Below are 12,617 nucleotides of genomic sequence, written 5' to 3' on the forward strand. Positions count from 1 at the left end.
CTATATAGGGCGCCCTAAATCCCTTTTGGAAGAGGTCTGTAGGGTGGTGATCAGGTGTGCCGGGAAGTCTGGTCGGCCAGTGGGGGAACCGGCCCTCTCTGCATTCCCGGAGGTTTCATGCGCCGCGTCGCCGAGAACTGGCCCTTCAGGCCGACCGTCCGATACGCCCGTCAGCTCGCCGAGGCCCTGCGGGCCGAGACCGTGGGCGGCGTCATCATGTTGTTCGCCACGGTCGCCGCACTGATCTGGGCCAATGTGTCCAACGACTCCTACGAGGCGTTGCGCACGGTGACGTTCGGCCCCGCCTCCCTCCATCTCGACCTTGAGCTGTACAAGTGGGCGCAGAACGGCCTGCTCACCATCTTCTTCTTCGTGGCGGGGATCGAGGTCAAGGAGGAGTTCGTGCACGGCGAGCTCTCCAACCTCCGCAAGGCCGCGCTGCCCATCCTCGCCGCGGTCGCCGGCATGATCGTTCCCGCGCTGATCTACCTCGCGGTGAGCTGGGGCGCGCCCGGCGCCGGGCGGGGCTGGGCCATCCCCACGGCCACCGACATCGCCTTCGCGCTGGCCGTACTGGCCGTGACCGCCAGCGCGATGCCCGCGGCGCTCCGCGCCTTCCTGCTGACCAGCGCCGTGGTGGACGACCTCGGCGCGATCGGCGTCATCGCCGTCTTCTTCACCGAGCACCTGAACCTGCTGGCCCTGCTGGCCGGGGTCGCGCTCATCGCCCTGTACGGCCTGCTGCAGGCCAGGCGGGTCCGCGGCCTGGCGATATACCTGCCGCTCGCCCTCGGCGCCTGGTACTTCGTCGAGATGAGCGGCGTTCACGCGACCGTCGCCGGGGTGGCGCTCGGCCTGATGACCCGCGTGCACAACGGCCCCGCCGAGGAGAACTCCCCCGCCGAACTGGCCGACCACTACTTCCGTCCCCTCTCCGCGGGATTCGCGGTGCCGGTGTTCGCGTTCCTGTCCGCCGGGGTCGTGCTCAGCGGGGACAGCCTCGGCGGGATGTTCACCGACCGGGTGGTGCTCGGCGTGATCGTCGGACTGGTCGTCGGCAAGTTCCTCGGCGTCTTCGGCGGGGCGTGGCTGGCCGTACGGCTCGGCCTGGCGAGACTGTCGGAGGAACTGCACTGGCGGGACATGGCCGCCGTCTCGATACTGGCCGGGATCGGGTTCACCGTGTCGCTGCTCATCGGCGGCCTGGCCTTCGGCGACGATCCGGAACGATTGAACGCGGTGACCACCGGGGTGCTCGCGGCAAGCCTCATGGCCTCGATTCTGGCGGCGATCCTGCTCCGGGTGCGCGTGCGCAGCCGGGACAACGCGCAGGATGATGATTGACAGCGGCGCTCGATAGGAGATCGTTCATGACACACAATCCGTCCACGGAACCGGCGGAGGAGTCGCTGGGGGCGCTGGTCGCCAACGCCACCGACCACATCTCCACCCTGGTGCGGGCCGAGATCGAGCTGGCCAAGGCCGAGCTCAAGTTCGACGCCAAGCGGGCCGGCATGGCCGCGGGACTCTTCGGCGCGGCGGCGTTCATGGCCCACCTGTGCCTGATCCTGGCCTCGTTCGCCATCGCGTACGGCCTGGTCGCCCTGGGGATGTGGACGTGGCTGGCCTTCACCGTCGTCACGGTGTTCTATCTGGTGGTGGCCGGACTGCTGATCTTCTTCGGCGTCCGGCGGCTCAAGGGCCTGAGCGGGATGCAGCGGACCATGCGGTCGCTGAAGAACCTCAAGAGCGGCGACACCGAGCTCGGCGCCCCCCTCCCCGCTCCGGCCACCGCGGGCCAGGTCGGCGCGGCCCGCGAACCGGTGAGACCGGTCCAGTGAGCCATCCCGACGAGTCCCTGGTCAGGATCGAGGGCCCGTGGACCCACCGCGCCGTCCACGCGGGCGGCACCCGCTTCCACGTGGTGGAGGCCGGTGAGGGCCCGCTCGTGCTGCTGCTGCACGGGTTCCCCCAGTTCTGGTGGACCTGGCGCCACCAGCTCGTCTCGCTGCCGGCGGCGGGCTATCGCGCCGTCGCCGTCGACCTGCGGGGCTACGGCGGCAGCGACAAGCCGCCCCGCGGCTACGACCTGCCCACCCTGGCCGGCGACGCGGCCGGACTGATCCGCGCGCTGGGCGAGAGCGGCGCGATCGTCGTCGGCCACGACTGGGGCGGGCTGCTGGCCTGGACCATGGCCGTACGCGACCCCAAGGCGGTCCTGCGGCTGGTCCCGGTGTCGGCGCCGCATCCGCTCAGGTTCCGTTCCTCTCTGCTCACCGACCCGTTCGGCCAGCTCAGGGCGAGCGCCTACGGCCTGGGCTTCCAGCTGCCGCTGCTGCCCGAGTGGCGGCTGACCGCCGGGGACGGCGCGCTGGTGGGGCGGATGCTGAACGAGTGGTCGGGGCCGGGGTGGCCGGACGAGGACGTGGCGAAGACCTACCGCGACGTGTTCCGCATCCCCACCGTCTCGCACTGCGCGCTGGAGTATCACCGCTGGTTCGCCCGCTCCCAGCTCCGTCCTGACGGGCTCCGCTACGCGAGGACCATGCGGGGCGAGATCGACGCGCCCACCCTGCAGCTACACGGCGCGCTCGACAGGCACACCCTGCCCCGCACCGCCCAGGGCTCCGGCCGTTACGTGACGGCCCCCTACCGGTGGCGGCTGATCGAGGGCGCCGGGCACTTCCCGCACGAGGAGCGCCCGGAGGAGTTCGACACCGAGCTCGTCTCCTGGCTGTCCGACCCGGAGCCCGACCGATGACCTCGCCGGGGACGGCCGGAGCACGGCCGGCGACAGGGGATCGCGTCCCGGAGCCGGTTCGATGACCTCACGAGACCGCGACCCGGACGGGCGGCCACGCAGCCGCCGTCCCCGGGACGCGTTCGGGCGCCCGCTGCCGCACGGAGCCGAGGGGGTGGAGCGCGTGCCCGACGACTACGCGCCCAGCGCGCGGGAGGCCGTCTCCGAGGCCCGCAGGCTGCTCGGCGACGGCCGCCCCTTCCACGCCCACGAGGTGCTGGAGGGCAGGTGGAAGTGCGCGCCGCGGCGGGAACGGGAGCTGTGGCAGGGGCTGGCGCAGATCTGCGTGGGTCTCACCCATCTTCAGCGGGGGAACCGGCGCGGGGCCTCGGCGCTGTTCGCGCGGGGCGCCGACAGGATCTCCGGGTACGGCCCGCCGTACCCGGAGATCGCCGTGGCCGCGCGTGAGCTGGGCGGCCTGGACGATCCGGACGCCGAGGCGGCCGTCGCCAGGATCAGAGACCTGCTCTGACCGTCCGCGCGGGCCGTCCCCCCACGTGGGAGACCGCCCCGGCCGTCCAGGGCGTCCGGGACTCTTGGGGTGCTTCGCTCAGTTGCTCTGGTCACACTCCTGGGTGCCCACCCGGTTGAACAGCTTGGAGCCGTCCTCGGCGTCCGGCGCCACCTCCGCCGCGGTCAGCACGAACCCGGTCTCCTGCTGGTCGAGGGCGGCGGCGAAGACGACCCCGTAGACACGGCCGTCCGTGGTGAGCAGCGGTCCGCCGGAGTTACCCTGCCTGACCAGGCCGCGGATCGCGTAGACGTCACGGTAGACGGTCTTGCGCTCGTAGATGTCGGGGCCCTTGGCCTTCTGCTGCACCCGGATGCGGGCCTCGTTGAGGGTGAAGCCCTGGCCGTGCGGGAAGCCAGCGATGATCGCGTCGTCGCCCTTCTTGGCGGTGCCGTCGAAGCGCAGGACCGGCATGTTCAGCCCCGGCACGTACAGGATCGCGATGTCCCTGTCGGGGTTGTAGAGCACGACCCTGGCCGGGTGGGAGTTGTTCAGATAGTCGGTGACCTGGAGGTCCTGGTTGACCCCGGCGACCACGTGGGCGTTCGTCATGATCTTGTTCTGCGCGTAGACGAACCCGGTGCCCTCGATGTGCCTGCGGCAGCCCGAGGCGACGCCCTGGACCTTGACGATGCCCCGGCGGGCCCGGATGAGCTGGGGTCCCTTCGCCACGCTCCGGTCGGGTGGCGGGACCTCGACGAACTGGCCGCCCCCGATGGCGTCGAACACCTTGGGGAAGCCGGAGGTGTCGATGAAGTCCTTGATCGGCTTCTGCAGGTCCTTGGCCGCGGCGGGCAGCGCCTGGTCCACCGTACTGATCAGCAGGGACTTGTTGACCTGCTCGCTCAACAGGGTGAACTGGGAGGACGCGATCAGCGAACCGATCATCCAGGCGATGACCAGCACGGAGAACGCGCTGGCGAAGGTGCCGCCGACCGCGTCGACCGCCTTGGCCGGCTCCCAGGTGACATGGCTGCGGACCACCGCGCCGATCGTCGACGACGCGAACTGCCCGATGGTCGCGGCGAGAAAGACGATGACGATGGCGAGCAGCGCCCGCTCGGTCTCACCGTCGACGACCGCCCGGGCGATCGGCGGAGCGATGAACATGCCCAGCAGCCCACCTCCGACGAATCCAACAAAACTTAGGGCCCCGATGATGAACCCCTGCCGGTATCCCGACACCGCAAAGGCCACCATCAGGGCGATCAGGATGAGGTCGAGGAGATCACCACTCACCCCTTTACGGTATCCAGCCCCCAGCCCGCGCGTGCACTCCTTGTCGGAGGTCTGTCCGGTTATCGTGGCCGTATGGCAACGATCGGGGGGTCGCCGGCCGTGGAATCTCTCATCGAGACCGCGCTACGGGACCGGGACCATGACGGCACGATCCGCTGGAACGCGATCGCCACACTGCACGAGCGCGGCGATCTGGAGACCTTCACCGCGGCCAGGCGGCTGTGCGCGGGAGAGACCGCGGCCGAGCGAACGCTCGGGGTGGACATCATCGGCAGGCTCCCGTTCGCCGACCGGAGCCTGCCCCTGCTCCGTTTCCTGGCGGCCGGCGAGGACGACTGCATGGTGCTCTACTCGGTGCTGATCGCCTTCGGCCACCTCAGGGACCGCCGCGCGCTGCCCTCGGTGATCGCCCTGAGTGAGCACACCGACCCCGGGGTCCGGTACGGCGCGGCCTACGCGCTGCCGAACATCATCGGCAGCCCACCCGATCCGGTGGGCCTGGCCACCCTGCGGCGGCTGACGGACGACCCCGACGACGACGTGGCCGACTGGGCCCGTCTCGGGCTGGCCCTGGCGACCGGCCACGAGATCGAGGACCTCGGCGAACCGGAGGGCCGGGAGCCGGGGCCGGGGGCGTCAGCGGGAGGCGAGGTCGAAGACGTCCGGAGGCAGATCCTCGATCCGTGACCTGTTCCAGGGGAGCGCGAAGCCCGAGTCGTCGAGCACCCCGTCGAGCACCCCCGCGGTGAAACCCCACACCAGCAGCCCGCGCACCCGGAACGCGGGCCCGGTGAAGCCGCCGGGGTGACGCAGGCTGAGCCGGTTGGCCGGATCGACCAGCTCGGAGATCGGGACCCGCTCCACGGACTCCACCTCGTCGGGCGAGGCCGCGTGCACCATGGAGGGCGTGTGCCACCAGCCCAGCACCGGGGTGACCCGGTTGTCGCTGCGCCAGATGTAGAGCTCGGGCATCGTGCCGACCACGTGGACCCCGCGCGGGTCGAGGCCGGTCTCCTCCCGGGCCTCGCGCAGCGCGGCGGCGACCGGGCCGCCGTCCTCGGGATCCACGCCGCCACCGGGGAAGGCGGGCTGCCCGGCGTGCCGGCGGCCACGGAGACTGCGCTGGATCAGGAGCACGTCGGGGCCGAGCGGCCCCTCACCGAACAGCATCAGCACCGCGGCCGGACGCCCGCCGACCGCGGGGGGACGCAGCGGCGCGGGCACCGGCGCCGCCGCGGCCCGCTCGGCCAGCGTCTCCATCCATCCGGGCACTTCCACGGACACACCTCCGATGTTCTGCAACGCGACTCTCCGGCTCCGTGCCTCCCCTCCGTCCGCCGCGGCGGACGGAGGGGAGGGTCTTACGAGAAGGGACCGGGACGTACCAGTTTGGCGGCCTGGACGGGGTCCGTGGGCCCGGTGCCGTACGCGGGGCAGAGCGCGGCGAGGGGACACGCGCCGCAGGCGGGCCGGCGGGCGTGGCAGACGCGGCGGCCGTGCCAGATCAGACGGTGGGACATCATCGTCCAGTCGCGCTTCGGGATGAGCTCGGCGACGGCGTGCTCGATCTTGACCGGGTCGGTCTCACGGGTCCACCCGAATCGCCGGGTGAGCCGCTGGAAGTGGGTGTCCACGGTGATCCCCGGCACCCCGAAGGCGTTGCCGAGCACCACGTTGGCGGTCTTGCGGCCGACGCCGGGGAGCGCGACCAGGTCCTTGAGCCCGCCGGGGACCTCGCCGCCGTGGCGGTCGCACAGGGCCTGGGCCATGCCCACGATGTTGCCGGCCTTCGCCCGGTAGAAGCCGGTGGAGCGGATGAGCTCCTCCAGCTCGGCCCGATCGGCGCCGGCGTAGTCCTCCGCCGTCGGATATTTCGCGAAAAGAGCTGGAGTAACCATGTTGACCCGCTTGTCCGTACACTGTGCGGACAGGATCGTTGCGACCAGCAGCTCAAGGGGGTTGCCGAAGTCGAGTTCGCAGTGTGCGTCTGGGTAGGTCTCGGCAAGAACGCGGTCCATCCTCCGAGCGCGACGGACCAGGGCAAGCTGGGATTCACCAGCAGGACTGACGTTGCGGAGCACCCGGACAGCCTACGCGCACGGGCCCCCTGAAAGTGGCTCGGTGGGATAGGTCACAATGACTGCGTGAGCCGCGAGACAGGAGGCACTGTGAACACCGACGACGTGCTGGCCAAGGCGCCTCTGTTCTCGGCGCTCGACCGCGAGGGCGCCGCCGCGCTGCGGACGAGCGTCTCCGAGGTACGCCTCTCCAAGGGGCAGGCCCTGTTCAGCGAGAACGAGACCGGAGACCGCCTCTACGTGGTGCTCGAAGGCAAGATCAAACTTTCCAGAACCGCGCCCGACGGCCGGGAGAACCTCCTCAGCGTGCTCGGTCCCGGCGAGATGTTCGGCGAGCTGTCGCTGTTCGACCCCCGCCCGCGTACGGCCTCCGCCACCGCGCTGACCGACGTCCGGCTGGCCGGGCTCGGCCACGACGACCTCCGCCCCTGGCTGACCGGCCGCCCCGAGGTCGCCCTGCACCTGCTGCGCGCCCTGGCCCAGCGGCTGCGCCGTACCAACGACGTGCTGGCCGACCTGGTCTTCACCGACGTCCCCGGCCGGGTCGCCAAGGCCCTGCTCGACCTGGCCGACCGGTTCGGCCAGCGGATCGACGACGGCGTCCGGGTCCACCACGACCTCACCCAGGAGGAGCTGGCCCAGCTGGTCGGCGCCTCACGCGAGACCGTGAACAAGGCCCTGGCCGACTTCGCCCAGCGCGGCTGGCTGCGCATCGAGGCCAAGGCCGTGGTCATCATGGACCTGGAGCGGCTGCACAACCGCTCGCGTTAGCGCCGGAGCCGGGAACCGTCCGGCGGGCCGCGCCGGGCGCGCCGGAGCGGCCGTACGGGTCTAGCCGTCGAGATAGGCGAGCTGGGCGCGGACCGACATCTCGGCGGCGGGCCTGAGCGATCCGTCGACGTCCGCGTAGACAATCTCGACGATCTCCCGCACCGTCGTCGCGCCCTCGGCGCGGGCCCGCCGGATCTGCTCAAGACGCCGCCTCCGGTGGGCGATGTAGCCGTCGAGCGCGCCGATCGGGTCGGGCAGCACCGGGCCGTGGCCGGGCAGGAGCGCCACGGCGCCCACCCGCTCGGCCGTCGCCCGGAGGCGGTCCAGGGAACGCAGGTAGTCGGTCAGGTCGCCGTCCGGGGCGATCACGGTGGTGCCCCGGCCGAGCACGGTGTCGCCGGTGAGCACGGCCCGATCCTCGGGCAGCCAGAAGCAGAGCGAGTCGAACGAGTGGCCGGGCGTGCCGACCACGTGGAGCTCAAGGCCGTCCACGGCGAGCACGTCACCGTCGGCGAGCCCCTCGTCGCCGAGCCGGTGCCGGGGGTCCAGCGCCCGGACGGGGGCGCCGACCAGCTCGGCGAACCTCCCGGCCCCGCCGCTGTGGTCGTGGTGCCCGTGGGTGAGCAGGATCGCCGTCACCCGGCGCCCGCCGATCCGGTCGGCGACCCGGCGCAGATGGGTCTCGTCGTCCGGCCCGGGATCGACGACCAGCACGTCCTCCCCCCGGCCGATCACCCAGGTGTTGGTGCCGTCCAGGGTCATGGGGGACGGGTTCGGGGCGAGGAGGTTGAGCGCGTGGGCCGTGCCCGATCCGTCAGGGCCGCCGAGGGGGATCCGCAGCCCGCTCACTCCGCCTCCGCACCCGGCGGCCGGGAGCCCTCGTCCGGGCACCTCCCGCGCCCGCCGATCCGCTCGCTCATCCGGCACCATACCTGTGGCTGTGGTAGTCGTCGTCGAGCACGACGCGCATCTCCCCGTCCACCTCGGCGACCCCGGGCATGAAGGTGACGATCTCACGCTCGGCCGCGAGCACCTCGGCCACGGTCCGATAGCCGCCGAGTTCGGCGAGCGTGCGATAGGTGGGCGGCATCAGGAGAATCCGGCCGCTCGCGGCCCGCTCGACCGCGTCGGCCGGCCGTACCCAGGCGACCCGGTCGGCCTCGCCGCCCACGTCCCGGGTGCGCTGGCCCGGCGGGAGCGCCGCGACGAAGAACCGGGTGTCGAACCGCAGGCCCTCCACCTCGGGAGTGATCCAGTGCGTCCAGGGACGGAGCAGATCGGCGCGGAGGACCAGGGCACGCCGGTCCAGGAAGTCGGCGAACGACAGCCTCCGGTCGATCAGCGCGAGCCGGTCCGCCTCCCAGTCCTCACCGGTGGTGTCCGCCACCACCGCCTCCGGGGACGGCCCGGCCAGCAGCACGCCCGACTCCTCGAACGTCTCCCGCACCGCGGCGCAGACCAGGCCGCGCGCGGTCTTCTCGTCCGCGCGGAAGACCCTCCCCCAGTCGGCGGGCGAGGGGCCCGCCCAGGCGACCGTGTGGTCGGTGTCCCGGGGGTCCACCGAGCCGCCGGGAAAGACGTGGGCGCCCGCGGCGAAGGCCATGCTCGCCTTCCGCCTCAGCAGGTAGACCTCGATCCCGTCGGCGCCCCGCCCGCGGAGGACGGCCACCGTGGCGGCATCGCGGGCCGGGACGGGTCGCACCCGCCCGGCCAGGATGTCGCGCGCACGCCGGCCGTCCTCACCGGAGAGCGGGATCCCACCCATTCAGACCCTCCATCAGAACAACGCTCCGCTCTGGAATGCGTGATGGGGTACGGCTCCCGCCCCGGGCAACCGTCAGCGAACCTCGGCGATCAGCTCGATCTCGATCGGCGCGTTCGCCGGGAGAACGGCCACACCGACCGCGCTGCGAGCGTGCTTGCCCGCGTCCCCCAGAACCTCGGCGAGCAGCTCGCTCGCACCGTTGACGACCTGGGGCTGCCCCCCGAAACCAGGGTCACTGGCCACAAAGGCGAGAACCTTGACAATCCGCACAATGCCGGACAGGTCCCCGATCACCGACTTGACCGCCGCGAGGGCGTTGAGCGCGCAGATCCTGGCGAGCTCGCGGGCCTCCTCGGGGCTGACCTCGGCGCCGACCTTGCCGGTCGCCGGGAGCTTGCCGTCCACCATCGGGAGCTGCCCCGAGGTGTAGACGTAGTTGCCCGTGCGAACCGCCGGGACATAGGCCGCCAGCGGCGGGACGACTTCGGGAAGCTTCAGGCCGAGCTCGGTCAGCCTCTCCTCCGGCGTCACTGCTTCGGCCGCTTCAGGTAGGCGACCAGCTGCTCGGGGTTCGGCCCCGGCACAACCTGGACGAGCTCCCAGCCGTCCTGACCCCAGTTATCAAGAATCTGCTTGGTCGCGTGGACCAGCAGTGGAACCGTCGAGTATTCCCATTGCGTCATGGGGACACATTAGCGAGAGCCCAAACGAGGACGGATCCCCCCCATGGAGTCCACCGGACCGGCGCGTTCACAGGGCACCGGGCCATACCCGATCGGTCACCAACGGTACGGTCCCGGCCAATCACCATATGGCCGTTGGGTAGCCTTCGAAAGGTGAGAGCTCGCGACACCGATTGGGACGGCGTACGCCTCCACGTCGTCACCGGTAAGGGCGGCACCGGGAAGACCACGGTGGCCGCCGCGCTCGCCCTTGCCCTCGCCTCGGGCGGGCGCAGGGTCCTGCTGGTGGAGGTCGAGGGCAGGCAGGGCATCGCACAGGTCTTCGACCTGCCGCCGCTGCCGTACGAGGAGCGGAAGATCGCCGTCGCGCCCGCGGGCGGCGACGTCTACGCGCTGGCCATCGACCCCGAGGAGGCCATGCTCGAATATCTGGAGATGTTCTACGGCATGCGCCGCGCGGGCAAGGCCCTGACCAAGATGGGGGTCGTCGACTTCGCCACCACCATCGCCCCCGGCTTCCGCGACGTGCTGGTCACCGGGAAGACGACCGAGGCGGTGCGGCGCAAGGGCAAGGGCGGCGGCCGGATCTACGACGCGGTCGTGCTGGACGCGCCGCCGACCGGCAGGATCGCCCGCTTCCTGAACGTCACCAACGAGGTGGCCGGGCTGGCCAGGATAGGACCGATCAAGAACCACGCCGATCTGGTGAACGGCGTTGTGGCCTCCCCCGAGACCGCGGTGCACTTTGTCACGCTCCTGGAGGAGATGCCGGTCCAGGAGACCCTGGACGGAATCGGCGAGCTGCGGGAGGCCGGGCTGCCGCCCGGCGGGATCTTCACGAACATGGTCAGGGAGTCGCTGCTGCCCAAGACGGTCCTGGACGCCGCCGTCAAGGGCCGGTTCGACCAGGCCGAGCTGGCGCTGGGCCTGAAGGCCGCCGGGCTCGCTGAGGGCGGCTCCGACGCCGCCGCGGTGGCCGAGGCCCTCGCCCAGGAGATCGCCGAGCACGCCCACCGCACCCGCCTCGAACGCCGCGAGAGGCGGTCGCTGGACAGGTCGGGCCGCCCCCGCTACGAACTGCCGCTGCTGGCCGACGGGGTGGACCTGTCCGGGCTGTACGAACTGGCCGAATCGATCCACGCCCAGGGAGCCGCATGAAGACCCCCCCGGTCCTCGATCTCGACCCGATCATCGACGATCCGGGAACCCGGATCATCGTCTGCTGCGGCTCCGGCGGGGTCGGCAAGACCACCACGGCGGCCGCGCTGGGGCTGCGCGCGGCCGAGCGCGGCCGTTCGGCCGTGGTGCTGACCGTGGACCCGGCCCGGCGGCTGGCGCAGTCCATGGGGCTCACCGAGCTGGACAACACCCCGCGGCTGGTCGCGGGCGTGGCGGGCGAGGGCCGGCTGCACGCCATGATGCTCGACATGAAACGCACCTTCGATGAGATCATCGAGGCGCACGCGGACCCGGACCGGGCCCGCCAGATCCTGACAAATCCCTTTTATCAGTCTCTGTCGTCCAGTTTCTCCGGTACCCAGGAGTACATGGCGATGGAGAAGCTCGGCCAGCTCCGCCGGTCGGGCGACTGGGATCTGATCATCGTCGACACCCCGCCCTCCCGCTCCGCACTGGACTTCCTGGACGCGCCGGAGCGGCTGGGCCGCTTCCTCGACGGCCGGCTCATCCGGCTGCTGACGGCCCCCGCCAAGGTGGGAGGACGCAGCGCGTTCAAGCTGCTCAACGCGGGATTCGGCATCGTCGCCGGGGCCCTGACCAAGCTGCTGGGCGCCCAGGTGCTCAAGGACCTGCAGACGTTCGTGTCCGCGCTGGACGCCGTCTTCGGCGGATTCAGGGCACGGGCCGAGCAGACCTACAAGCTCCTGCAGGCCCCGGGAACCGCCTTCGTCGTCGTGGCGGCCCCCGAACGCGACGCCATGCGCGAGGCGTCCTACTTCGTGGAGAGGCTCGCCGAGGAGCGCATGCCCCTGGCCGGGCTCGTGGTGAACCGGGTGCACCGCGCACCGGCGGCCGTGCTCTCCGCCGCGCGCAGCACCGCCGCGGCCGAGGACCTCGAATCCCGGGGCGAGCACGAGCTCACCTCCGCCGTACTGCGCCTGCACGCCGGCCGGATGCAACTGGCCGCCCGCGAACAGCGGGAGCAGGAGCACTTCGTCTCCGCCCACCCCACGGTGCCCGTCGCCCAGGTGCCCGCCATGCCGGAGGACGTGCACGACCTGAAGGGCCTGCGCCAGGTGGGCGAACTGCTGGCCGCCCAGTAGCCCGAAGAGCCCGGCTAGCCCCGAAGACCCGCCCACCGGGCGGCCACGGGATACGTCAGGGCCGACCCGCGGGCATGCGTGTACGGCTGGCGCAGGGCGCCAGCCGTACGGGGTCGGCGCGAACTCAGCCGGCGATCAGCTCGTTCGTTCGCTCGTACTCTTCTTTGGCCAACTCCAGCAGGTCTCGCCAGGAGTCGACATCCGGTCGCCGGCGCAACAGCGCCCGACGTTCGCGCTCGGTCATCCCACCCCACACCCCGAACTCGATGCGATTGTCCAGCGCATCGGCGAGGCACTCGGTCCGGACCGGGCATCCTCGGCAGATCAGCTTTGCTCGGTTCTGGGCAGCGCCCTGAACGAACAACGCGTCAGGATCCGCACCCTTACAGGCCGCACGGGAGGTCCAATCCGTGATCCACATTCGACCCCACTCCCCTTAGGTGGTCAGTCGTGACTTGGGGCCGACGGGCGCGGGCGTCGAGCCTCCA

16 protein-coding genes are annotated in these 12,617 nt (G+C 71.3%); 8 read left to right on the forward strand and 8 right to left on the reverse strand.

The window, feature by feature from the left end; genetic code table 11:
• Window positions 1-117 precede the first annotated feature (117 nt).
• The 4 genes from nhaA to ACWEF2_RS06415 all read left to right on the forward strand — a co-directional run bounded on the left by nhaA (window position 118) and on the right by ACWEF2_RS06415 (window position 3,272).
• Window positions 118-1,344, forward strand: a complete 1,227-nt coding sequence (nhaA, locus tag ACWEF2_RS06400) for a Na+/H+ antiporter NhaA (protein WP_453812473.1) — start codon at window positions 118-120, stop codon at window positions 1,342-1,344.
• Window positions 1,345-1,370: 26 nt separating this feature from the next.
• Complete coding sequence (locus ACWEF2_RS06405; RefSeq protein WP_453812475.1) at window positions 1,371-1,841, forward strand: phage holin family protein; 471 nt, start codon at window positions 1,371-1,373, stop codon at window positions 1,839-1,841.
• A complete protein-coding gene (locus ACWEF2_RS06410) occupies window positions 1,838-2,761 on the forward strand; it encodes an alpha/beta fold hydrolase (protein WP_453812477.1) in 924 nt (307 codons plus the stop codon). Before ACWEF2_RS06405 ends, ACWEF2_RS06410 begins: the two co-directional genes overlap by 4 nt.
• 61 nt (window positions 2,762-2,822) lie before the next feature.
• Window positions 2,823-3,272, forward strand: a complete 450-nt coding sequence (locus tag ACWEF2_RS06415; RefSeq protein WP_453812479.1) for a DUF309 domain-containing protein — start codon at window positions 2,823-2,825, stop codon at window positions 3,270-3,272.
• A 78-nt stretch (window positions 3,273-3,350) separates the two neighbouring features.
• On the opposite strand, the gene ACWEF2_RS06420 is transcribed toward ACWEF2_RS06415, so the two are convergent.
• The gene (locus tag ACWEF2_RS06420) at window positions 3,351-4,550 is read right to left on the reverse strand and encodes a MarP family serine protease (protein WP_453812481.1); all 1,200 of its coding nucleotides are present in this window, start codon (window positions 4,548-4,550) and stop codon (window positions 3,351-3,353) included.
• Window positions 4,551-4,649: 99 nt separating this feature from the next.
• Between ACWEF2_RS06420 and ACWEF2_RS06425 the strand changes: the two genes are divergently transcribed.
• Window positions 4,650-5,237, forward strand: coding sequence for a HEAT repeat domain-containing protein (locus tag ACWEF2_RS06425; RefSeq protein WP_453812483.1), 588 nt, complete (start codon window positions 4,650-4,652; stop codon window positions 5,235-5,237).
• Here ACWEF2_RS06425 and ACWEF2_RS06430 read toward each other — a convergent pair.
• On the reverse strand, window positions 5,187-5,810 hold the full coding sequence (locus ACWEF2_RS06430) for an NUDIX hydrolase (protein WP_453812928.1): 624 nt from the start codon (window positions 5,808-5,810) through the stop codon (window positions 5,187-5,189). The genes ACWEF2_RS06425 and ACWEF2_RS06430 overlap by 51 nt on opposite strands.
• A 101-nt stretch (window positions 5,811-5,911) precedes the next feature.
• Window positions 5,912-6,568 (reverse strand): endonuclease III, encoded by a 657-nt coding sequence (nth, locus tag ACWEF2_RS06435; protein ID WP_453812485.1) that lies wholly within the window; start codon window positions 6,566-6,568, stop codon window positions 5,912-5,914.
• Between the two features lie 150 nt (window positions 6,569-6,718).
• On the opposite strand from nth, the gene ACWEF2_RS06440 reads away from it, so the two are divergent.
• Window positions 6,719-7,399, forward strand: a complete 681-nt coding sequence (locus tag ACWEF2_RS06440) for a Crp/Fnr family transcriptional regulator (RefSeq protein WP_453812487.1) — start codon at window positions 6,719-6,721, stop codon at window positions 7,397-7,399.
• 60 nt (window positions 7,400-7,459) lie between these two features.
• Here the strand turns inward: ACWEF2_RS06440 and ACWEF2_RS06445 are convergent, their stop codons facing one another.
• From ACWEF2_RS06445 to ACWEF2_RS06460, 4 genes are all read right to left on the reverse strand, one after another.
• Window positions 7,460-8,248 (reverse strand): MBL fold metallo-hydrolase, encoded by a 789-nt coding sequence (locus ACWEF2_RS06445; protein WP_453812489.1) that lies wholly within the window; start codon window positions 8,246-8,248, stop codon window positions 7,460-7,462.
• Window positions 8,249-8,315: 67 nt separating this feature from the next.
• On the reverse strand, window positions 8,316-9,164 hold the full coding sequence (locus tag ACWEF2_RS06450; RefSeq protein WP_453812491.1) for an NUDIX hydrolase: 849 nt from the start codon (window positions 9,162-9,164) through the stop codon (window positions 8,316-8,318).
• Window positions 9,165-9,236: 72 nt separating this feature from the next.
• Window positions 9,237-9,695: a RidA family protein gene (locus ACWEF2_RS06455; RefSeq protein WP_355599309.1), complete on the reverse strand. Its 459-nt coding sequence runs from the start codon at window positions 9,693-9,695 to the stop codon at window positions 9,237-9,239.
• The gene (locus ACWEF2_RS06460) at window positions 9,692-9,847 is read right to left on the reverse strand and encodes a DUF4177 domain-containing protein (RefSeq protein ID WP_221460272.1); all 156 of its coding nucleotides are present in this window, start codon (window positions 9,845-9,847) and stop codon (window positions 9,692-9,694) included. Before ACWEF2_RS06460 ends, ACWEF2_RS06455 begins: the two co-directional genes overlap by 4 nt.
• Window positions 9,848-10,000: 153 nt before the next feature.
• Here ACWEF2_RS06460 and ACWEF2_RS06465 point away from each other — a divergent pair, with 153 nt between their 5' ends.
• Window positions 10,001-11,005, forward strand: a complete 1,005-nt coding sequence (locus tag ACWEF2_RS06465; RefSeq protein WP_453812493.1) for an ArsA-related P-loop ATPase — start codon at window positions 10,001-10,003, stop codon at window positions 11,003-11,005.
• Entirely contained in the window at window positions 11,002-12,129 is a 1,128-nt protein-coding gene (locus ACWEF2_RS06470) for an ArsA family ATPase (protein ID WP_453812495.1), read from the forward strand. The genes ACWEF2_RS06465 and ACWEF2_RS06470 overlap by 4 nt, the downstream gene beginning before the upstream one ends.
• Window positions 12,130-12,253: 124 nt before the next feature.
• Here the strand turns inward: ACWEF2_RS06470 and ACWEF2_RS06475 are convergent, their stop codons facing one another.
• Entirely contained in the window at window positions 12,254-12,550 is a 297-nt protein-coding gene (locus ACWEF2_RS06475; RefSeq protein ID WP_012887233.1) for a WhiB family transcriptional regulator, read from the reverse strand.
• Window positions 12,551-12,617 lie beyond the last annotated feature (67 nt).

Source organism: Streptosporangium sp. NPDC004631 (assembly GCF_053601935.1).

What these genes read in the sequence shown, in the direction of transcription:
- nth (WP_453812485.1), bottom strand. Translation starts at nt 6,568, where the DNA reads ATGGACCGCGTTCTTGCCGAGACCTACCCAGACGCACACTGCGAACTC.
- ACWEF2_RS06405 (WP_453812475.1), top strand. Translation starts at nt 1,371, where the DNA reads ATGACACACAATCCGTCCACGGAACCGGCGGAGGAGTCGCTGGGGGCG.
- ACWEF2_RS06460 (WP_221460272.1), bottom strand. Translation starts at nt 9,847, where the DNA reads ATGACGCAATGGGAATACTCGACGGTTCCACTGCTGGTCCACGCGACC.
- ACWEF2_RS06450 (WP_453812491.1), bottom strand. Translation starts at nt 9,164, where the DNA reads ATGGGTGGGATCCCGCTCTCCGGTGAGGACGGCCGGCGTGCGCGCGAC.
- ACWEF2_RS06430 (WP_453812928.1), bottom strand. Translation starts at nt 5,810, where the DNA reads ATGGAGACGCTGGCCGAGCGGGCCGCGGCGGCGCCGGTGCCCGCGCCG.
- nhaA (WP_453812473.1), top strand. Translation starts at nt 118, where the DNA reads ATGCGCCGCGTCGCCGAGAACTGGCCCTTCAGGCCGACCGTCCGATAC.
- ACWEF2_RS06470 (WP_453812495.1), top strand. Translation starts at nt 11,002, where the DNA reads ATGAAGACCCCCCCGGTCCTCGATCTCGACCCGATCATCGACGATCCG.
- ACWEF2_RS06415 (WP_453812479.1), top strand. Translation starts at nt 2,823, where the DNA reads ATGACCTCACGAGACCGCGACCCGGACGGGCGGCCACGCAGCCGCCGT.
- ACWEF2_RS06475 (WP_012887233.1), bottom strand. Translation starts at nt 12,550, where the DNA reads ATGTGGATCACGGATTGGACCTCCCGTGCGGCCTGTAAGGGTGCGGAT.